Origin of the sequence: Methylobacterium pseudosasicola (assembly GCF_900114535.1) — a bacterium.
In the GTDB taxonomy this organism is placed as follows: Bacteria; Pseudomonadota; Alphaproteobacteria; order Rhizobiales; family Beijerinckiaceae; genus Methylobacterium; species Methylobacterium pseudosasicola.
In genome coordinates this window covers 41946-61968 of record NZ_FOTK01000002.1, presented here as the reverse complement: position 1 = coordinate 61968, position 20023 = coordinate 41946, and the positions used below count along the sequence as shown (strand labels likewise).

At 68.6% G+C, this 20023-nt stretch carries 18 protein-coding genes; 10 read left to right on the top strand and 8 right to left on the bottom strand.

From position 1 onward, the window contains the following. Positions 1-88: 88 nt before the first annotated feature. The 5 genes from BM228_RS02460 to BM228_RS02440 all read left to right on the top strand — a co-directional run bounded on the left by BM228_RS02460 (position 89) and on the right by BM228_RS02440 (position 6472). Positions 89-1933, top strand: coding sequence for an NADPH-dependent assimilatory sulfite reductase hemoprotein subunit (locus BM228_RS02460; RefSeq protein ID WP_092036882.1), 1845 nt, complete (start codon positions 89-91; stop codon positions 1931-1933). Positions 1934-2152: 219 nt separating this feature from the next. After that, positions 2153-2452, top strand: coding sequence for a hypothetical protein (locus tag BM228_RS02455; protein WP_092036880.1), 300 nt, complete (start codon positions 2153-2155; stop codon positions 2450-2452). Continuing rightward, on the top strand, positions 2449-3087 hold the full coding sequence (locus tag BM228_RS02450) for a TetR/AcrR family transcriptional regulator (protein ID WP_092036878.1): 639 nt from the start codon (positions 2449-2451) through the stop codon (positions 3085-3087). The genes BM228_RS02455 and BM228_RS02450 overlap by 4 nt, the downstream gene beginning before the upstream one ends. Before the next feature lie 458 nt (positions 3088-3545). Then, positions 3546-5729: a TonB-dependent siderophore receptor gene (locus BM228_RS02445; RefSeq protein ID WP_092036876.1), complete on the top strand. Its 2184-nt coding sequence runs from the start codon at positions 3546-3548 to the stop codon at positions 5727-5729. Positions 5730-5734: 5 nt separating this feature from the next. Next, positions 5735-6472: a hypothetical protein gene (locus BM228_RS02440; protein ID WP_208611970.1), complete on the top strand. Its 738-nt coding sequence runs from the start codon at positions 5735-5737 to the stop codon at positions 6470-6472. 14 nt (positions 6473-6486) lie between these two features. Here the strand turns inward: BM228_RS02440 and BM228_RS02435 are convergent, their stop codons facing one another. From BM228_RS02435 to BM228_RS02420, 4 genes are all read right to left on the bottom strand, one after another. Further along, complete coding sequence (locus BM228_RS02435; RefSeq protein ID WP_244536992.1) at positions 6487-7704, bottom strand: PepSY-associated TM helix domain-containing protein; 1218 nt, start codon at positions 7702-7704, stop codon at positions 6487-6489. A gap of 62 nt (positions 7705-7766) precedes the next feature. Then, positions 7767-9335, bottom strand: coding sequence for a galactarate dehydratase (gene garD / locus BM228_RS02430; protein ID WP_092036874.1), 1569 nt, complete (start codon positions 9333-9335; stop codon positions 7767-7769). 14 nt (positions 9336-9349) lie between these two features. Next, positions 9350-10120 carry an HpcH/HpaI aldolase family protein gene (locus BM228_RS02425; protein WP_092036872.1) on the bottom strand — a complete coding sequence of 257 codons (771 nt, stop codon included), beginning with the start codon at positions 10118-10120 and terminating at the stop codon, positions 9350-9352. Between the two features lie 113 nt (positions 10121-10233). Then, on the bottom strand, positions 10234-11124 hold the full coding sequence (locus tag BM228_RS02420; protein WP_092036870.1) for a LysR family transcriptional regulator: 891 nt from the start codon (positions 11122-11124) through the stop codon (positions 10234-10236). A 239-nt stretch (positions 11125-11363) separates the two neighbouring features. Between BM228_RS02420 and BM228_RS02415 the strand changes: the two genes are divergently transcribed. Genes BM228_RS02415 through BM228_RS02405 form a run of 3 tightly spaced genes read left to right on the top strand, consistent with a single transcriptional unit; the run spans position 11364 to position 12703 of the window. Further along, complete coding sequence (locus BM228_RS02415; RefSeq protein WP_092037329.1) at positions 11364-11696, top strand: ArsR/SmtB family transcription factor; 333 nt, start codon at positions 11364-11366, stop codon at positions 11694-11696. Beyond that, on the top strand, positions 11693-12034 hold the full coding sequence (locus tag BM228_RS02410) for an SRPBCC family protein (protein ID WP_092036868.1): 342 nt from the start codon (positions 11693-11695) through the stop codon (positions 12032-12034). Before BM228_RS02415 ends, BM228_RS02410 begins: the two co-directional genes overlap by 4 nt. A 45-nt stretch (positions 12035-12079) precedes the next feature. Next, positions 12080-12703: an ATP-dependent Clp protease proteolytic subunit gene (locus BM228_RS02405; protein ID WP_092036866.1), complete on the top strand. Its 624-nt coding sequence runs from the start codon at positions 12080-12082 to the stop codon at positions 12701-12703. 110 nt (positions 12704-12813) lie between these two features. Here BM228_RS02405 and BM228_RS02400 read toward each other — a convergent pair whose 3' ends face one another. Together BM228_RS02400 and BM228_RS02395 are read right to left on the bottom strand one after the other, a co-directional pair. Next, the gene (locus BM228_RS02400) at positions 12814-13947 is read right to left on the bottom strand and encodes a branched-chain amino acid ABC transporter substrate-binding protein (RefSeq protein ID WP_092036864.1); all 1134 of its coding nucleotides are present in this window, start codon (positions 13945-13947) and stop codon (positions 12814-12816) included. Between the two features lie 112 nt (positions 13948-14059). Next, positions 14060-15175: a branched-chain amino acid ABC transporter substrate-binding protein gene (locus BM228_RS02395; protein ID WP_425284889.1), complete on the bottom strand. Its 1116-nt coding sequence runs from the start codon at positions 15173-15175 to the stop codon at positions 14060-14062. A 410-nt stretch (positions 15176-15585) separates the two neighbouring features. Here BM228_RS02395 and BM228_RS02390 point away from each other — a divergent pair, with 410 nt between their 5' ends. Continuing rightward, on the top strand, positions 15586-18255 hold the full coding sequence (locus BM228_RS02390; protein WP_092037327.1) for an MGH1-like glycoside hydrolase domain-containing protein: 2670 nt from the start codon (positions 15586-15588) through the stop codon (positions 18253-18255). Positions 18256-18265: 10 nt separating this feature from the next. On the opposite strand, the gene BM228_RS02385 is transcribed toward BM228_RS02390, so the two are convergent. Both BM228_RS02385 and BM228_RS02380 read right to left on the bottom strand, forming a co-directional pair. Beyond that, complete coding sequence (locus BM228_RS02385) at positions 18266-18586, bottom strand: hypothetical protein (protein ID WP_092036860.1); 321 nt, start codon at positions 18584-18586, stop codon at positions 18266-18268. Positions 18587-18732: 146 nt separating this feature from the next. Further along, entirely contained in the window at positions 18733-18996 is a 264-nt protein-coding gene (locus BM228_RS02380; RefSeq protein ID WP_092036858.1) for a hypothetical protein, read from the bottom strand. Positions 18997-19384: 388 nt separating this feature from the next. On the opposite strand from BM228_RS02380, the gene BM228_RS02375 reads away from it, so the two are divergent. Then, positions 19385-20014, top strand: coding sequence for a hypothetical protein (locus BM228_RS02375; protein WP_092036856.1), 630 nt, complete (start codon positions 19385-19387; stop codon positions 20012-20014). Positions 20015-20023: the final 9 nt, after the last annotated feature.

Below are 20023 nucleotides of genomic sequence, written 5' to 3'. Positions count from 1 at the left end.
AAGGTCTTGGACCTTTTGAATCCGGAATTTGGGACGATCCCGCCCATATCGGGGGCGGGGCCGTAGTCGAGACTTTGGAAGTGATCTCATGGACGACCACAGCCCCCGCGACGACGCCGACGCCCAGGCCCTGGCTCCGACCTCGGCCCCCCGCGTCTACGAGACCCCGCCCAAGGAGCGGCCGATCACCGATGCCGAGGCGGCCCGCGCCGCCCAGCTCGCCGCGAACGAGCACATCAAGATCGCCAGCGGCTACCTCCGCGGCGGCCTCGCCGAGGGCCTGCTGAAGCACGCCACCGGGGCGATCTCCGAGGATGACGGGCAGCTCGTGAAGTTCCACGGGATGTACATGCAGGACGACCGCGACCTGCGCCCGGAGCGGACCAAGAAGAAGCTCGACAAGGCCTACAGCTTCATGATCCGCCTGCGCATCGCCGGCGGCGTGATCAGCCCGAAGCAGTGGCTGGCGCTGGACGACATCGCGGTCACCTATGCGGGCAGCGCCCTGCGGGCGACCACGCGCCAGACCTTCCAGTATCACGGCGTGATCAAGTCGAACCTCAAGCGCACGATGGCGGCCATCGACGCGGCCCTGCTCGACACGATTGCGGCCTGCGGCGACGTGAACCGCAACGTCATGGCGGCGACCAACCCGGCCCAGGTCGGCGCCCACAAGGCCGCCCACACCCTCGCCAAGGACATCTCGGACAGCCTGCTGCCGAAGACCAGCGCCTGGCGCGAGATCTGGCTCGACGGCGAGCGCGTGGTCGGCGGCGAGGAGGAGGCGGAGGTCGAGCCGGTCTACGGCCGCACCTACCTGCCGCGGAAGTTCAAGGTCGTCGTGGCGGTGCCGCCCTCGAACGAGGTCGACATCTTCGCCCACGACCTCGGCTTCATCGCCATCCTGGACAAGAAGAACCAGGTCACCGGCTGGAACGTCACCGTGGGCGGCGGCATGGGCATGACCCATGGCGAGCCCGATACCTTCCCGCGCACCGCCGACGTGATGGGCTTCGTGAAGCCCGAGGACGCCATCAAGGTCGCCGAGGCGGTGATGACCGTCCAGCGCGACTGGGGCAACCGCAAGAACCGCAAGAACGCCCGGCTCAAATACACGATCGAGCGCTACGGCCTGGCCGCCTTCCGGGCCGAGGTGGAGACGCGGATCGGCAAGAAGCTCGGCGAGCCGAAGCCCTTCACCTTCACCAACAACGGCGACCGCTTCGGCTGGACCGAGGGCGATGACGGCCGCCACCACCTGACACTCTACGTCCCCTCCGGCCGGATCAAGGATTACGAGGACGGGCCGCAATTCCTCACCGGCCTGCGCAAGATCGCCGAGGTCCACGAGGGCGATTTCCGCCTCACCGCCAACCAGAACGTGATCATCGCCAACGTGCCCGGGGCCAAGCGCGCCGAGATCGAGGCGCTGGTCGATCAGTACGGCATCACCAAGGGCGCGGGGGCGCTGCGGCGCAACTCCATCGCCTGCGTGGCGCTGCCGACCTGCGGCCTCGCCTTGGCCGAGAGCGAGCGCTACCTGCCGAGCCTGATGACCGAGTTGGAGGAGAGCCTGGCCACCCATGGGCTCGCCGAGGAGGAGATCACGATCCGCTCCACCGGCTGCCCCAACGGCTGCGCCCGCCCGTTCATCGCCGAGATCGGCCTCGTCGGCCGCGGCCCCGAGCGCTACCACCTCTATCTCGGCGCTGCCTTCGACGGCTCGCGGCTGGGCAAGCTCTACAAGGAGGATGTCGCGGCCTCCGACATCCGCGACACCCTGGATCCGCTGTTTGCCGATTTCGCCAAGGGCCGGAAGCCCGGCGAGCATTTCGGCGACTACCTGATCCGGGCCGGCCACGTGGCCCGGACGATCAACGGCCCGGATTTCCACGACCGCACCGGCGCCCTCAAGCCGGCCGGCCACGCCTGACCGCCAGATCCCGGGACCGAGGCAGCGCCCTCGGCCCCGGATGCATGTGCCATTCCATCGGGCTACTGCGTCGCTGCGCTGGCTGAGCAGGACGGCCCCGAAGCAACCCTCCGGAAACCATATCGCGCCAAGGGCCGCCCTGTCTCGCACATGAGAACGAACGTTCATTGACATGAGAATGAACGTTCATTACGAAGGCGAGGCAATCAGGAGTGAGCCATGGCTCTGTCGCTCGAAGGCCGCTGGTCCGATCTCGGTGGGGACAGGTTCGATCCGTCCGGAACCGGCAGCGCACGCAGCCTCGCGACGATTCGGGCCTTCTGCAAGCCTGCGAACCTCACCTTCGCTGCCGTGCTGGTCCTCGCCTGGATGGCGTTGATCAGCTGGACCGGGGCGGGTCCGAAGGGCTGGCAGGCGCGGATCTGCGCCGATCTCAGCCAGACCGCCCAGGCCTGCACGGCCACCATCCCCGCCAAGGACCAGAGCCGCGTCGCCGCGGTGGCGCAGTTCGCCCCGTGAGCGTGCCGGCCAGCGCCGAGGCGCGTGGTGGACCGGCCGCGCGGCGCGACCACATCCTCGACGCCGCCGAAGCCTGCTTCGTGCGCAACGGCTTCCACCGCGCCACCATGCAGGACCTCGCCCGCGAGGCCGCGATGAGCCCGGGCAATTTCTATCGCTACTTCGAATCCAAGGAGGCCCTGGTCGTCGGGCTGGTGGAGCGCGAGCGGGAGCGCGGCGCCCAACTCGTCGAAGAGATGGAGCGCAGCGGCGACCGGCGCGGCGCCTTGCTCGACATCATCGCCCGGTACTTCGTCTCGATCACCCGCGAGGCCGCGGTTCTGCGCATGGAGATCTGGTCTGAGGCGACCCGCAACCCGGCCATCGCCGCGCTGACCGCGCGGACCGAGGCGGAGACCCAGGACTGGTTCGTCGCGACCTTCTCGGCGCTGGCGACCAGCCCGGATTGCGATCCGGACCGACTCTACGCGCTGCTCGCCCCGCTGATGAAGGGAATCTTGGTCAGCCGCGCGATCCTGCCCGATTACGACCCCGGCCCCGCGGTGGCCCAGCTCCACGCCCTGCTGGAGGCCGGGCTCGACGGCCGCCTCCCGCGCACAACCCGCGCCGGGCCGCGGATCACCGCGCTGGTGTGAGCGCCCGAACCCGTTGGTGACACCAGCGGGCTCGACCCAAAGTTCCCCGTGATCGCGCGTCGGGCAACCGCGCGTGATAGGCCGGCCGGCCTGCAATCCCCCCCTCTCGCAGGCCGGCCGGTCGCATTCGGCCGCACAATCCGGGATCAGCCGCCGTCGGCGCGACGCGAGCCGCCCTTGATTCGAGCAGTCCCACAGATGCGGACCGTGATCCCGATCGTGGCTTCGGCCCGGATCAACGTCCGGACGTACATATTCGAGATCACACACGTTTAAGTCGGAAAACCCGGAACATTTAAACTTATTCCAATCGCAATGTGTGATGCGTTGGACACGCCCGGTCAGTTCCAGCGCTTCTGAACCCGCGAATTACAATCACGCATTGAAATGGATCCGCCATCGTACTCAAGGATCGAAGCGCCCTGTGGTGGCGATCTTCATGAGAACGACTAAAAACTATGCTGCAGGGCCATCAAGACCACGTTATTTTTGCGGCACGCGATCGTTCCTTCTGTACCAATACGCGGCCCGGACTGGCGATCGCCCTGCTTCTGGCCTCGACGACTATCGTTCATGCGCAATCGAATCCGGTTCAGGACGAGGTCGTCCTCTCGGAACTGAGCGTCACCGGCACGGGACCCGCGGTGGAGCGCGCGGACGGGCCGGTGGTCGGCTACCGGGCGACGCGCTCGGCGACCGCGACCCGCACCGACACGCCCCTCCGCGACACGCCGCAATCGGTGCAGGTGGTGCCGCGGGACGTGCTGGTCGACCAGCAGGACATTCGCCTGAGCGACGCCCTGCAGAACGTCAGCAGCGTCCAGCCCGGGGGCACAATCCAGGGCCGGAGCGATACCTTTATCATCCGCGGCTTCAGGACTCAGACCTACGCCATCGACGGCGTGCTGCTGAACCAAGCGGGCAACTTCTCCGCAGTCACCCGCGATCTGGCCGACGTCGAGCGGATCGAGGTGCTGAAGGGGCCGGCCTCGGTGCTGTACGGGCGCGGAGATCCCGGCGGCCTGATCAACATCGTCTCCCGGCAGCCGACCCTCGTGCCATCCGGCGACATCAACCTGCAGGCCGGCAGCTTCGGCTTCCGCCGGATCCAGGGCTCGGTGTCGAGCGCAATTGAGGGTGTGGACGGCTTGGCCGGGCGCGTCAGCTTCGCCGGCCAGTCCGATCCGACCTTCCGCAACTTCGGCGGTCGGGACAATTCCCGCACCTTCGTGGCGCCAGCCTTCACGTGGACCCCCAACCCGGAGACCCGGGTCTCGTTCCTCGGCGAGTTTACGCGGCTGGACACGCAATACGATGAGGGGCTTGCCGCCCTGAACGGCCGCGTACCGCTCGACAACATCGCGCGCTATTACGGCGAGCCCTTCTCCCGCTACAACGGCACGGCGAATTTCGGCCTGCTGAAAGTCGAGCACGATCTCAACGAGAACATCACCCTGCGCGAAGTGCTCAACGCGCAATGGGGCGGCTTCAACTTCCTTGCGACGCGCGCCACCGGTTTCGCCAGCCGCAACACGCTGCTGGCTCGGCGCGAGACCGCGGGCTACTCAACCTACGCCTCGGTCGACAGCCAAAGCGAGGTGATAGCCAAGTTCGACCTGCTGAGCGTCCGACACACCGTGCTCGCTGGGATCGAGTACAGCAACGGCTACCGGCGTGCCTACACGACACAAAGCACCAACTATCCGTCCGTAAACTTCCTGAACCCGGTTCCCGGATCCGCCATCGTTGGCCTCCAGTTCCAGTCGGACCTCAAGCAAAAAAACGAGTTGAATGGCCTCTACGTCCAGGACCAGATCGATCTCGGGCTTGGCCTGCAACTGTTGGTCGGCGTCCGCTACGATACTGGAACGCAGTATTATTTCAGCCGCATTCCGACCTCGCGGACGATCCCGCCCGACCAGCAACTGTCTGGCACCTCGCCGCGCGTCGGCCTTATCTATCGGCCGGTGGAGCCACTGACGTTCTATGCGAGCTACGCGACCTCGTTCAAGCCGCAGACCGACAACGTCTACGGCGCCGTCAATCCTCACCCTGAGACCGGCGTACTCTACGAGGTCGGAAGCCGGCTCGACCTCACCCCCGACCTAACCCTGTCCGCGGCGGCCTTCCAGATCACCCGCAATAACGTGTCGGCCCCAGACCCGATCAACACCGGCTTCTCGGTAATCACCGGCCAGCAGCGCTCCGAGGGCGTCGAGGCCGACCTCGCCGGCCAGATCCTGCCGGGCTGGAAAGTCATCGGCGCGGTCAGCTTCCTCGACGCGCGGATCACCAAGGACACGACCTACGCGGTCGGCAACCGGCTGGTGGGGGCCCCGGCCTTCAGCGGCAGTGCCTGGTCGACCTACCAGTTCCAGGAGGGCTTCCTGCGCGGCTGGAACGTCGGGGCCGGGATTACCTATGTCGGCCGCCGCACCGGCGACCTCAACAACAGCTATACGGTCGGCGGCTATGCCCGGCTCGACGCGGCGGTGTTCTACGATTTCAACGAGCACGCCCGGTTCTCGATCAACGCGCGCAACCTGACCGACCGACGCTACATCGAGCAGCCGTTCAACCAGTTCAACAACCTCCCCGGCGCGCCGCTCTCGGTGCTGGCCACGATCACCGCGCGGCTGTGAGACGGTTGGGATCACCGACCCGCGCTCGCAGGAGGCTCGCTTGGTCCGGATCGATCCGCCTCCTGCTCGGGGCGGCCGCCGTGGCGGCCCTGACGCTGACCGCCTCCGCGGCCGAGCGGCCCCGCACGGTGCTGATCGTGGTCAAGCCGGACAATCCGCGGGTCGCCGCCGACAAGGCGATCGCGGCCCATCTCGAGGGCCGCGGATACCGGGTCACCCTCGGTAGCCAGTACGAGCCGGTGGCGCGCGGCTACGATCTCGTCATCCTGTCCTCGAACATCCGCAGCCGCGACCTGCTCGGCGCCTATCGCGATGTCCCGGTGCCGGTGCTGACCTGGGAGAGCGACCTGCTCGACGACTTGGGCATGACCGGCAAGAAGCACGACCGCGACTTCGGCAAGGCGCCGGCCGAGCATTTCGTCTGGCTGGTCAACGCCCCCCACGCCCTGGCGGCCGGCCTGCGTGCGGGGGTCAACGCGGTCTACGCCAAGGACGCGCCGATGAACTGGGGCAAGCCGGGCCTCGGCGCCGCGATCATCGCTACGGTGCCGGGCGAGCCCGACCACGCCGTCATCTTCGGCTACGAGGCGGGGGCGACGATGGACTACGAGTCGATCGCCCCGGCGCGGCGGACGATGTTTCTGCTCGACAACGAGACCTTCGGCGGCCTCACGAGTGCCGGGCTCGCCCTATTCGACGCCGCCGTCGACTGGACCGCCGGGACACCGCGCCCGGCCGAGTAGAGCCCCGGCCCCCGTCAGGTCAGCGCGCGCTGAGGCTTCTTTCCGGTCGCGACCGCCTCCGCCTTCCGCTCGGTCCCCCTGCGCCGCGTGCCCGCACGCCGCCGCAGGATGTAGAGGGTCAGGCCGGTGGCGGCGAAGCCCGGCATGGCGAGCGCCGCCAGCCCGAACAGCAGCGCGAACAGGTCGCCGAAGAAGCGGCCGCGATGCACCTCCAGGATGTTCTCGACGAGGCGCCGCCCGAGCGGCGTGTCGGCCGCGTGCTCGGTGGCGAGCAAGGCGCCCGTGGTTGCGTCGTAGCGGGCCTCGTTGCGGGCGCTCAGGGCGTCGACGCCCTTGGGCAGCCAGCGGATGCGGATCGCCTTGGTGTCGGCGCCCGGCAGGGTCAGGATCGTGAGGCCGGCTTCATGTCCCTCCCCGGCCCGGAACGCCGCCCAGGCGCGATCGAGAGCGGGCTCGGAGCCGGCTTCCGGCGGCGGGAACGTCTCCCGGCGACCAGCCATGCGGGCGGGCTTCGCCCGCTCCGGCGCCCCGGCGAGAAGCCAGGTGACCCCGTCCTTGAACGACGGATAGGACCAGGTCAGACCGGTGAGCGCGATGACCAGGTAGATCGGCATGAGCCAAGTCCCGGCCACGGCGTGCAGAGACCACCAGCGCGGCCGGCCGGGCCGCGACAGGCTCGGCTTCAGCCAGATCCGCCAGCGATGGACCTTGGGCCAGCGCAGGTAGAGGCCAGTCGCCAGGAAGGCGATCAGCGCCAGCGTGCAGGCGCCCGTGATCGTCCGGCCCCAGCCCTTGGAGCCGCCGGGGATCAGCAGCCAGCGGTGCAGGTCCCGCACCGTCGTGAACGCCGCCTCCAGCCGCACCGGGCCGAGCACCGCGCCGTCATAGGGATCGGCATAGACAGAGGGCGGCCGCTCCCGGGTCTCGGGATCGCGGGCGAAGCGCACGAACACGCTCGCCTGCGGGTCGTCCGACAGGGTGAGGACATTCGCCCGGCGCCCCCCGGCCTGGGCGTCGATCCGGGCGGCGAGGGCGGATGGCACGAGCGGCACCCGGTCCCCCGCCTCGACCCGTGTCCGGTCGCGGTTGGCGAAGGCGGTGATCGCCTCCTCGTAGCTCATCAGCGCCCCGGTCACGCCCATCAGCGCGAGCACGAAGCCGGCGGTGAGGCCGAGCGCCCAGTGCAGGCGGAAGAGCACGGTCCGGGGAGTGGGAATCGGCAGCGGCTTCACGATGCCGGCTGCGTAGCAGAGTCCGGCCGCGCTTGCGACGCCGCGTCGCGCATGCCCGGGCTTCAGGTGATCGGCGCCGGGTTGAACAGGGTCAGGTCGTTGAACAGGCCCCAGCGGTCGGACCAGGGCCGCTTGCGCCCGCTCGCCACGTCGAGAATCAGGTGAAACAGCTCCCAGCCGACCTCCTCGATCGTGGCCTCGCCGGTGGCGATGCGGCCGGCATCGAGGTCGATCAGGTCGGACCAGCGCTCGGCCAGCTCCGTGCGGGTGGCGACCTTGATCACCGGGGCCTGCGCGAGGCCGTAGGGCGTGCCGCGGCCGGTGGAGAAGACCTGCAGGGTGATCCCCGAGGCGAGCTGGAGCGTGCCGCAGACGAAGTCGCTCGCCGGGGTCGCGGCGAAGATCAGGCCCTTCTCGCGCACCCGCTCGCCCGGCGCCAGCACGCCCGCAATCGCGCCGGTGCCGGATTTGGCCACCGAGCCGAGGGCCTTCTCGACGATGTTGTTGAGGCCGCCCTTCTTGTTGCCGGGCGACGGGTTGGCCCGGCGGTCGGCCTCACCCTTGGCGAGATAGGCATCGTACCAGGCCATCTCGCGGATCAGAGCCTGGGCGACCTCCGGGCTCTTGGCCCGGGGGGTCAGCAGGTGGATCGCGTCGCGCACCTCCGTGACCTCGGAGAACAGCACGGTGCCGCCGCAGCGCACCAGGAGGTCGGCCGCGAAGCCCAGCGCCGGGTTGGCGGTGACGCCCGAGAACGCGTCGCTGCCGCCGCATTGCAGGCCGACCACCAGCTCGGAGGCCGGGCAGGTCTCGCGGGTGCGCCGGTTCAGCACCTCCAGGCGGGCCTCGGCCATCGTCAGGATGCTGTCGAGCATCGCGGAAAAACCCTGGTGGCGCTCATCCTGGAGGCGGACCACCCCATCCCCGGCGGCACCGCCATCGGGCAGCAGCCGCTCCGAGACGAGCTTCTCGCAACCCAGCCCGACGACCATGACCTCGCCGCCGAAATTCGGGTTCTGTGCGAGGCTCTGGAGGGTCCGGATCGGCACCACCGCCTCGGGGGCGTTGATGGCGACGCCGCAGCCATAGGCGTGGGTCAGCCCGACCACGTCGTCGACATTGGGGAAGCGCGGCAGCAGTTCCTGCTTGATCCGGCGGATCGCCACGTCGAGGGTGCCGGCGACGCATTGCACGCTGATCGAGATCGCCAGGATGTTCTTGGTGCCCACCGACCCGTCCGGGTTGCGGTAGCCCTCGAAGGTATAGCCTTCGAGCGGCGCTAAGGGGGCCGGCACGCGGGTGGCGAGTTCCAGCGCGTCCAGCGCCGGGGCGGTGGGTGTCGCGACCCGGGATTCCTCGACCCAGGCGCCGCGGGGAATGTCCTGCGTGGCGATGCCGACCACCTCGCCGTAGCGGCGCACTTCCCCGCCCTCAGGGATGTCACTGAGCGCCACCTTGTGGCCCTGCGGCACGAACTCGGTGAGCCGCAACCCGTCTGGGAAGGTCGTGCCGGCGGGCAGCCCGAAGGCGTTGACCACGATCGCGACGTTGTCGTGCGCGCTCAGCCGGATCGTGCGCGGCACGTCCCCGGCCGGCCGATCGAGGGTGACACTGTCCATCTCGGCCTGCATCGGATGCTCCTCGCTCAGCCTTCGGTGCGGAAACGCCCGGCCAGGGCCTCGGCGTTGCGCGCGAGCAGCCCCAGATCCGAGCCGACCGCGGTGAACCGGGTGCCGGCCGCGATGTAGCGCTTGGCCAGCTCCTCACTCGGCGTGAGGATGCCGGCATGCTTGCCGGCCTTCACGATCCGGCCGACCGCCGCCTCGATGGTGCGGACCACCTCCGGATGGCCCTGCTGGCCGAGATAGCCGAGGCTGGTGGAGAGGTCGCCGGGCCCGATGAACACGCCGTCGACGCCTTCGACGGCGGCAATCGCGTCCAGATTGTCCAGAGCGCGGCGCGATTCGACCTGCACGATCACGCAGATCTCGGCCTCGCAGCGGGTGTGATAGTCGGGGATCCGGCCGAATCGGGAGGCCCGGGGCGCCTGCGAGAAGCCGCGCACGCCCCGGGGGGCGTAGCGCGTCGCCGCCACAACCCGCTTGGCCTGCTCGGCATCGTCGACATTGGGAATCATCAGCGACTGCGCGCCGGCATCGAGGATGCGCTTGATGGTGATCGGATCGTCGCTCGGCACCCGCACCACCGGGTTGGTGGCGCTCTCCATCATGGCCTGAAGCTGAAAATAGATGTCGCGCAGGTCGTTGGCCGAGTGCTCCATGTCGAGGAGCAGCCAGTCGAACCCGGCACCCGCAACGATCTCCGTGGAGATCGGGCTGGCGAGGCTGCACCACAGGCCGATCTGCTGGCGCCCCTCCCCAAGGGCAGCCTTGAAGCGGTTGGTCAGGCTGTCCATGGCGATTCCTCCGGGTCGTCTCGGCATCTGCGTGCCGTCAGCCTATCAGGCGCAGCCTTTCCACCGAAGGTCAAAGCCAAAGGCTGGATCGATCGATGCGGCGCGCGCATGGATCAGGCGGTCGGCATCTCCGCCAGGATCGCGACCAGCCGGGCGATCAGCGGCTCGTCCGCGTCGCGCCGCCAGGCCAGGACCAGCTCGGCGGGGCGGGGGGCCGGCAGCGCGAGGGGCCGGAACACCACGCCCTCGAATCGCAGGCGCTCGGCCGCCGCCGGCACCAGGGCGATCCCGAGGGCAGCCCGGACCAGGGCCAGGATCGAGTGGATCTGGGTGAGCCGCTGCACGATCCGGGGCTCGACCGCGGCCTCGCTCAGCAGGCCCAGGACCAGGTCGTGGAAGTAGCGGGCCTCGTTCGGCGCGTAAGCCACGAGCGGTTCGCCGGCGAGATCGCCGGGCGTGAGGTGATCCCGAACCGCCAAAGGATGTCCGGCCGGCAGCGCCGCCACGAGGGGCTCGGCCAGCGCCCGGACGGCGATCAGGTCCGGATGGGTGACCGGCGGGCGGACCAGGGCGGCGTCGATGCGGCCGGCGAGCAATTCCTCGACCTGATCCTTGCTGACCATCTCGCGTAAGGCGAGGGTGACGTCGGGCAGCGCCCGCCGCAGCTCTGTGACGAGGTGGGGCAGGAAGTCGTAGGCCGAGGCCGCCGTGAAGCCGAGCTTCAGCACGCCCGCGCGCCCGGCCGCCACAAGGCGGGTGACGTGGGTCGCGGTCTCGGCCAGCCGCAGGATGCGCTGCGCCTCCGGCAGGAAGCTGCGCCCGGCGGCGGTCAGCCGGACGGAACGGCTGGTCCGCTCCAGGAGCTGCACGTCGAGGATCCGCTCCAGCACCTGGATCTGCCGCGACAGGGGCGGTTGCGTCATGTTCAGCCGGGCGGCCGCGCGCCCGAAATGCAGCTCTTCCGCCACGGCGGCGAAGCACCGGAGCTGACTGAAATCGAACATCGCTCCTCCCCAGGCGCCGCGACGCGATGGGGGAGCATAAAGCCTCGACGGCCGCCCTGTCGCGGCAGCCGCCCTCGGCCGTTCGGCTTAGGGGGCCCGCTTCCGTCGAATCGACGCCCCGAACTTCGCAGGGCTCCGCCCTGCACCCGCGAAAGGTCGAAGACCTTTCGAAACCAGGACTTTTCCGGGCCTCACGCGTTGCGCGCCGTCGGAGTGTCGGGCTTGCGAATCATATAAGTATCTGCTTATGTATCGACATGAGCGAAGACGATCTCTTCCGAGCCTTGGCCGATCCGACCCGGCGCGCGATCTTCGAGAAGCTCGCCGCCGGCAGCATGAACGCCAGCGTCCTGCGGGAGGGGATGGCGATCAGCCAGCCGGCGATGTCCCAACACCTCTCGGTACTTCGGAGCGCCGGACTGGTGCGGGAAGAGCGGCAGGGCCGCTTCGTGAACTACGAGGTCGATCCGGACGGGCTGACGCACATCGCCCAGTGGCTGTCGAAGTATCGCGCCTCCTGGCCCGCGCGCATCGACGCTCTGAAGGCGCTGCTGAAGGACATGGACCAATGAGCGAGGCGGAGCCCGACGCGGCCGAGACCGGCATCGCCGGCGATTACGAGCTCGATGCGCCGCCGCACAAGGTCTGGCGCGCCCTCCATACGCCCGAGCTGCGCGAGATCTGGCTGCCGGGCAGCGCCTTGGCCGAGCCGGACGCGATCTCCGTCACCCCCGGCGAAGAGCTTCGGTATCGGCTGCGGGACGATGCGCCCCCGTTCCTCGAAAGCATCGTGACGTTCCGGATCGCGCCGAACGGAACCGGCGGGACGCGTCTCAGGGTGATCCACGAGCTGACCGACCTGCGGGCCGCCTCGAACACCAACGACCCGCCGCTCATGCGCGCCGCCTGAAACGGCGCGTCGATCTTTCCTTATCCGCGGAGTTAGGGGTCGCCGATGCGCGAAGCGATGCAACTTGTCCCGATCGTCGTCGAGCAGTCCAACCGCGGCGAGCGGTCCTTCGATATCTATTCGCGCCTCCTGCGCGAGCGGATCATCTTCCTCAACGGCGAGGTCAACGACACGGTCGCCGCGCTGATCTGCGCGCAGCTGCTGTTCCTCGAAGCCGAGAACCCGAAGAGGCCGATCCACCTCTACATCAATTCTCCGGGCGGGGTCGTGACCAGCGGATTGGCGATGTACGATACCATGCGCCACATCCGGGCACCGGTTCACACCCTCTGCATGGGCACGGCCCGCTCCATGGGGTCGTTCCTGTTGATGGCCGGCGCGCCCGGCAGACGCGCGGCGCTCCCCAACGCGAGCATCCACATCCATCAGCCCCTGGGCGGGTTCCAGGGGCAAGCCTCGGACATCCTCATCCATGCCGAGGAAACCCGCAAAACGAAGCACCGCATGACCCGGCTCTATGCCGAGCATTGCGGCCGCCCCTACGAGGATTTCGAGCGGGCGATGGACCGCGACTACTTCATGACCGCCGAGGAAGCCCTGGACTGGGGCCTGATCGACCGCGTGCTTCAACCGCATGAGGATGACGGGCTCGCCATCGGATCCGCATGACGCGCCATCAGGCCCGTGAGCTGACACAGGCGAAACGGGGATCCCAAAGGGCCCGCGGCCCTTTGGCAGGGTTCGGGGCGCGCAGCCCCGAAATTCCCAGGGCCGTGACCTTACGGCGTCAGCTCGTGGCCGGCATAGTCGATCTTGCCGTCGGGTCCCTTCGTCCAGACGTGCATGACGTAGTCGAGCTTGGTGATGTCGCCCTTCTTGTCGTAGGCGATCGGGCCCAGCACGGTCTCCACCGGCTTGCCCTGGTGCAGCCAATCCGCGAGCGCCTTGCCGTCGCTGGAGCCGGTCTCGGCCGCGGCCTTGGCGAGCACCTGCACGGCCGCGTAGGCGTACAAGGTGAACGCCTCGGGATCGATGCCTTTGGCCTTGAACGCGGCGACCACCGCCTGGGCGTTCGGGTTCTTGCGCGGGTCGGGCGGGAAGGTCATCAGCGTGCCCTCGGCGGCCGGCCCGGCGATCTGCACGAATTCCTTGTCGGTGATTCCGTCGCCGCCCGCCACGATGGCCTGCAGGCCCTGGTCGCGCATCTGGCGCAGGATCAGCCCGGCTTCGGTGTGGTAGCCGCCGAAATAGACGACATCGATGGTGGCCGATTTCAGCTTCGAGACCAGCGCCGAGTAGTCCTTCTCGCCCGGGTTGATGCCCTCGATCAGCGCCGCCTTGCCGCCCTTGGCCTTGAACGCCGTCAAGGTCTCCTCGGCCAAGCCCTTGCCGTAGGTCGACTTGTCATGGACGAAGGCGATCTTCTTGTCCTTGAAATGCGCAGCGAGATACGCGCCCGCCACGGCGCCCTGCTGGTCGTCCCGGCCGCAGGTGCGGAACGTGTTCCACATCCCGCGCTCGGTGAACTTCACGTTGGTGGAGGCCGGGGTGATCTGGATGATGCCGGCGTCGAGGTAAACATCGGAGGCCGGGATCGACACGCCGGAATTGAAGGTCCCGACCACCATCTTGACGCCGGCGCCGGCGAACTTGTTGGCCAGCGAGACGCCCTGTTTCGGATCGGAGGCGTCGTCGCCGACCACGGTCTCGAACAGCCGGCCCTTGATGCCGCCGGCCTTGTTGAGGTCCTCGATCGCCTGGCTGGCGCCGTTGCGGATCTGCGCCCCGAAGGCCGCGTAGGGTCCGGTCAGGGGCGCGGCGACGCCGATCTTCACCGGCCCGCTCGTGTCCTGCGCCTGCACGGCGCCAGCCGTCAGGAGCCCGAGAAGACAAAACGCCAGGGTTGCTCTCACGATACGCTCCCAGATCGAAAACGGTGCCTCGAAGCCTGTGCGGGGGCTCCGCCCGGAGCGCGCGCCACCGAGCCGGCGGCGCGCGGGTCACGTCAGGGGCGTCGAGCCGCCCTTACGGCGCCAGCTCGTTGCCGGCGTAGTCGATCCGGCCGTCGGCACCCTTCTTCCAGGCGTAGATGACGTAGTCGGGCCGGGTGAGGTCGCCCTTCTTGTCGTAGGCGATCGGGCCGACCACGGTCTCGATCGTCTGGCCCTGGTGCAGCCAGTCGGCCAGCACCTTGCCCTCGCTGGAGCCGGTCTCGGCGACGGCCCGGGCCAGCACCTGCACGGCCGCGTAGGCGTAGAGGGTGTAGGCGTCGGGATCGATATTCTTGGCCTTGAACGCCGCGACCACGGCCTGGGCGTTCGGGTTCTTGCGGGCATCCGGCGAGAAGGTCATCAGCGTGCCCTCGGCGCCGTCGCCGGCGATCTGCACGAACTCCTTCGGGGCGAGGCCGTCGCCGCCGACGAGGGTCGCCTTCAGGCCCTGGTCGCGCATCTGGCGCAGGATCAGCCCGGCTTCCGTGTGGAAGCCGCCGTAATAGACCACGTCGACGTTGGCCGATTTCAGCTTGGAGACGAGCGCCGAATAGTCCTTCTCGCCCGGATTGACGCCCTCGAACAGCACCTCCTTGCCGCCCTTGGCCTTGAGCGTCAGCTGGGTCTCCTGGGCCAGGCCCTTGCCGTAGGCCGACTTGTCGTGGACGAAGGCGATCCGCTTGCCCTTGAAATGGTCGGCCAGATACGTACCGGCCACCACGCCCTGCTGGTCGTCGCGACCGCAGGTGCGGAAGGTGTTCCACAGCCCGCGCTCGGTGAACTTCACGTTCGTGGAGGACGGCGTGACCTGGATGATGCCGGCATCGAAATAGACATCGGAGGCCGGGATCGAGACGCTGGAGGCGAAGGCGCCTACCACCATCTTCACCCCCTCGGCCGCGAGCTTGTTGGCCACCGAGACGCCCTGCTTCGGGTCGGAGGCGTCGTCGCCGTAGACGGGCTCGAACAGCCGGCCCTTGATGCCGCCGGCCTTGTTGATGTCCTCGATCGCCTGGCTGGCGCCGTTCTTGACCTGCACGCCGAAGGCCGCATACGGCCCGGTCACGCCGGCCGAGATACCGATCTTCACCGGCCCACCCTTGTCCTGGGCCTGTACAGCGCCGATCGTCAGAAGACCAGCAATAGCCATCGACAGTATTTTTCTCATTCCCGCCCCTGCGCTCGAAGATGAAACTGCGCTCGCAGCCGCATGCAACATTTCGGCCAGACTCATAGGCTGTGCATCAATCTGCAGCGCAGCGGGCCTGACCCTCATTTCAACGTGCCTCAACGTCAAGGCCGCAAGCATAGGGATGCGGGACGTTGGGTTTATCTGACACCCTTCGCGACCGGACGCCGCGAGATCCGAGGATGCCGTCGCGCGCCCGGGCCCGATCCCGCCGGAGGGGACGTGGCGTCCACCGACCTCAGGTGGCGTGGCTTCGATGATGCATCCGCAAGCCCAGTCCGTTGCAGCCCATCGAGATCGATGACCGTTCCTCCGCCGCTCCGCAGGTTCGACCCCAGGCCGCCTGCCGCCTCGCATCCGGGGCGCTGCCGATGAGTCCGTACGGGGACGAGACCGTGGATTGGGCGGAGCGCCGCCGGATCGCCGAGCAGGGAAGGGGCGACCGGGCCTGGTCCCAGTGGGGGCCGTATCTCAGCGAGCGGCAATGGGGCACCGTGCGCGAGGATTACAGCCCCGACGGCAATGCCTGGCGCGCGCTGCCGCACGAGGAGGCCCGCTCGCGCGCCTATCGCTGGGGCGAGGACGGCCTGGCCGGGATCTGCGACGAGCGCGGCGGCCTCTGCCTGGCCCTGGCCCTGTGGAACGGCCGCGACCGCATCCTCAAGGAGCGCCTGTTCGGTCTGACCAATCAGGAGGGCAACCACGGCGAGGACGTCAAGGAGGTCTACCATTACCTCGACGCGGTCCCGAGCCACGCCTACCTCAAGCTGCTTTACCGCTACCCGCAGGCGGCGTTCCCCTACGAGGCGCTGGTCAACGAGAACCTGGCGCGCGGGCGCGACCAGCCGGAATACGAGATCGAGGAGACCGGGATCTTCGACGACGGCCGGTTCTTCGACATCACCGTCGAATACGCCAAGGCGGATGCCGACGACATCCACGCCGTCGTCACAGCGCTCAACCGGGGCCCGGAGACCGCCGAACTCCACCTGATCCCGCAGCTCTGGTTCCGCAACACCTGGTCCTGGCAGGCCGGGCAGGACCGCCCGCGCATCGCCGCCGATCCCGAGGGCGGCGTGACCTGCACGCATCCGCGGCTCGGCCCCTACCGCTTGGCCTTCGACGGCGCGCCGGAGCTGCTGTTCTGCGAGAACGACACCAATCTCCGGCTCCACGGCGGACAGCCCGACGCGACCGGGCCGTTCAAGGACGGCCTGCACGCGGCGATCGTCGGGGGCGAGACCGCGGCGATCCGCCGGGATGCGGGCACGAAGCTCGGCCTGCACTACGCCCTGCGGCTGGAGCCCGGCGCCACCGCCCGGATCCGCCTGCGCCTGTCGGCCGGCTCAAGGGTGCGCCCGGTCGACGCCGAGGGTGCCGTCGTCCGGCGCCGCGTCGCTGAGGCGGACGCGTTCTACGAGGCGCTTCAGGACGGCATCGCGGATCCGGATGCCCAAACGATCTTCCGGCAGGCCGCCGCCGGCCTGATCTGGTCGAAGCAGCTCTATTGCTACGACGTGCGGCGCTGGCTGGAGGGCGACCCGCTCCAGCCGGTGCCGCCCCGGGAGCGCGAGGGCGGCCGCAACAGCCAGTGGCGCCATTTCGCGGCGGCCGACGTGCTGTCGATGCCCGACACCTGGGAATACCCCTGGTTCGCCGCCTGGGACCTCGCCTTCCACTGCCTGCCGCTGGCCCTGCTCGACCCGGACTTCGCCAAGAAGCAGCTCCTGCTGCTCACCCGCGAATGGTACATGCACCCGAACGGGCAGCTCCCCGCCTACGAATGGGAATTCGGCGACGCCAACCCGCCGGTCCATGCCTGGGCGGCCTACCGGGTGTTCGAGATCGACCGGGACCGCCGGGGCGGGCGCGGCGACCTCGCCTTCCTGGAGGGCGTGTTCCACAAGCTGCTGATCAACTTCACCTGGTGGGTGAACCGCAAGGACGCGCAGGGGCGCAACGTCTTCCAGGGCGGCTTCCTGGGGCTCGACAATGTCGGGGTATTCGACCGGTCCCGGCCGCCCCCCGGCTTCGGGGTGGTCCACCAGGCCGACGGCACCGCCTGGATGGCGATGTACGCCCTCAACATGATGCGCATCGCCCTGGAGCTGGCGCTTCACAACGACGTCTACGAGAGCACCGCCTCGAAGTTCTTCGAGCACTTCCTGCTCATCGCCGAGGCGATGACCGATATGGGCGGGCAGGGGGGTGGCGAGGGGTTCGGCCTCTGGGACGAGGTCGATGAATTCTACTACGACGAGGTCGACATCCCCGGCGGCGGGATGCTGCCCTTGCGGGTCCGCTCGATGGTCGGGCTGGTGCCGCTCTTCGCCGTGGAGGTGATTGAGCCCTCCGTGCTCCAGCGGCTACCGGACTTCGCCCGGCGCCTGAACTGGGCGCTGGAGAACCGGCCGAACCTCGCCCAGTTGGTCTCGCGCTGGAACGAGGGCGGCGTGAAGGACCGCAAGCTCCTGTCGCTGCTGCGCGGCCACCGGATGAAGGCGCTGCTGCGGCGCATGCTCGACGAGGCCGAGTTCCTCTCGCCCTACGGCGTGCGCTCCCTGTCGAAGGTCCACCGGGACGAACCCTACATGCTCAACGAGCTGGGGGCCTCGTTCACGGTCCGGTACGACCCGGCCGATTCGACCTCGAACATGTTCGGCGGCAATTCGAACTGGCGCGGGCCGGTGTGGATGCCGATGAACTACCTGATCATCGAGGCGTTACGGCGCTTCCATACCTATTACGGCGACGAGTTTTTGGTCGAATACCCGACCAACTCAGGCGAGACGCGGACCTTGAGCGCGATCGCCGATGCCCTGGAGGACCGGCTGATCGCCCTGTTCGCCAAGGATGCGGACGGGCGCCGGCCGGCCTTCGGGACGCGGCCGCCGATCCCCCCGGCGCCCGGCGCCGAGGAAGCCCTGCTGTTCCACGAGTTCTTCGACGGCGATACCGGAAGGGGCCTCGGCGCCTCGCACCAGACCGGCTGGACCGCGTTGATCCTCAACCTGCTGCGCGACCGCGCCCGACCGCGTTAGGCGTGCTTGGTCAGCAGCTCAGGCGGCGGCCTTCGCGGCGTCCGAAGGTCCGGTAATGGGCCGCGCCGGATTCCATCTGGCCGTTCGCGACGGCCCGGCGGACATCCGGGTTGCAGCGCAGGTACTCGCGCTCGTCGAACCCGCCATAGGCGCGCTCGCCGTAGCCGCGGTCCCGATAGCCCCGGTCGCGGCCTCGGTAATCGTCATCGCGATCCCGGTCGTCGTAACCGCGGCCGCCATAGCCGTAATCGGGGCCGCGCTGCGCCACGGCCGGCCCGAGTGCGGACATCACGCCGAAACCGACGGCGACCGCTGCCAAAAACGCTTTCATCGTACCTGTCTCCTATCGGAGGCTTGAAACGCGTTGCGGCCCAGATGGTTCGATAAACCGCCGCGCATCGAAAAGCCCGGCAACGGTGTCATCCGCGGCCGGGCCGAAAACGACGCCACCCGGGACGAGGCCCGGGCAGCCCTCGATCACATGCGGTGCATCATCTCGCGACGCATCATGCGGTGGCGCATCTCACGGTGCATCATGCGCCGCTCCATGTGACGCCGCATCATCCGGCGCTCCATGTGGCGACGCTCCATCCGGCGCTCCATGCGGTCCATCTGGACGGTCGAGACGATGTCGGCCGGGGCGGTCACGGCGGCGGGGGCGAGCGGGGCGGCGGAGGCAGGGGTCGCGACGGCGGCGCCGAATGCGGCCAGCAGGGCCGCGGTGATGAGCGTGGTGCGCAAAGGATGTTTCCTCTCGTGCCGCCATTGGAGGCGGGGATTTTCCTAGGAGCCGCGAGAGGAGCAAATCCTTCCCGGACCCAGCCCAGCAAGCCGCAGGCCGCCAAAATGGTTCCACCGCCGCCGGATCTGGCCCGGCGACGCTCGACCCGCCCGCCCGGATGAATCCCGGCAGCATCTCCGGGCACAGCGAAGATATGTCTCAGCACAAACCGCAACCGCCGGATGGGATCCGTGAGACCTTCACAAGCAAATGGGCATCTTGGCCGAGGATCCACACTCGAATCGCCTTGACGGGTAGGTCACGGACACTCACAGGTCGCACCAGGCCGGCATCTATCATTGCACATCGGCGAATCAGATGGTTTCAAGACTATTGAAGGTTCCGACGATGCGCGTGCGGTGTCTGGTATCCGTCGTCCTGGCCCTCTGCGCGCCCGGCGCGGTGGCGGAGGCGGAGCCGGCGGCCGGGCAAGCTGCCGCACCCACCATGGCCTGGCACTGCTACCGCAACCCCGCGGCCACGGTGCTGGCGACCGAGAAATCCGATTCCGTCGGCAACCGGTTTCTGGTTCGCAAGACGACCGCCGACTTGAAGGCCGATTGCGGCGTGGAGCAGCGTCCCGGCGACGTCGTGCTGGGGGAGGGTGATGCCGACGCCTTCTTCTACATCCGGCTGGTCGGGTCGCACCTGATCCTCGACCACGGCACCAGCCCGGACCGGGTGCTGGTGATCTATGCGGTGCCGGCCGGCCGCAAGCGGCTCCAGACCGGCTATTCGGTGCAGGGGCGATGCGACCCGACGACGGGCTGCGAGGATGAGGCGGAATTCAAATTCGACGCCCGGGGGCTCACGTTCTGGCGCGCCCTTGACGACACGCCGAACGCGAAGACCTGCAAAGGTTATGCGGGCTTCATGAAGACCACCGGCGCCGCCGCGATCGAGGAGAAGTCGGTGTTCACTTTCGCCACCGGCAAGGTCGAGGGGAGTGGCCAGAGACGGTGCACCCCGCGCCAGTGAGGCTGCGGA

Bases quoted from the DNA above. Each gene is read 5' to 3' on its own strand.
- BM228_RS02460 (WP_092036882.1), top strand. From the start codon at position 89: ATGGACGACCACAGCCCCCGCGACGACGCCGACGCCCAGGCCCTGGCT.
- BM228_RS02455 (WP_092036880.1), top strand. From the start codon at position 2,153: ATGGCTCTGTCGCTCGAAGGCCGCTGGTCCGATCTCGGTGGGGACAGG.
- BM228_RS02445 (WP_092036876.1), top strand. From the start codon at position 3,546: ATGCTGCAGGGCCATCAAGACCACGTTATTTTTGCGGCACGCGATCGT.
- garD (WP_092036874.1), bottom strand. From the start codon at position 9,335: ATGCAGGCCGAGATGGACAGTGTCACCCTCGATCGGCCGGCCGGGGAC.
- BM228_RS02425 (WP_092036872.1), bottom strand. From the start codon at position 10,120: ATGGACAGCCTGACCAACCGCTTCAAGGCTGCCCTTGGGGAGGGGCGC.
- BM228_RS02420 (WP_092036870.1), bottom strand. From the start codon at position 11,124: ATGTTCGATTTCAGTCAGCTCCGGTGCTTCGCCGCCGTGGCGGAAGAG.
- BM228_RS02410 (WP_092036868.1), top strand. From the start codon at position 11,693: ATGAGCGAGGCGGAGCCCGACGCGGCCGAGACCGGCATCGCCGGCGAT.
- BM228_RS02405 (WP_092036866.1), top strand. From the start codon at position 12,080: ATGCGCGAAGCGATGCAACTTGTCCCGATCGTCGTCGAGCAGTCCAAC.
- BM228_RS02395 (WP_425284889.1), bottom strand. From the start codon at position 15,175: ATGGCTATTGCTGGTCTTCTGACGATCGGCGCTGTACAGGCCCAGGAC.
- BM228_RS02390 (WP_092037327.1), top strand. From the start codon at position 15,586: ATGAGTCCGTACGGGGACGAGACCGTGGATTGGGCGGAGCGCCGCCGG.
- BM228_RS02385 (WP_092036860.1), bottom strand. From the start codon at position 18,586: ATGAAAGCGTTTTTGGCAGCGGTCGCCGTCGGTTTCGGCGTGATGTCC.
- BM228_RS02375 (WP_092036856.1), top strand. From the start codon at position 19,385: ATGCGCGTGCGGTGTCTGGTATCCGTCGTCCTGGCCCTCTGCGCGCCC.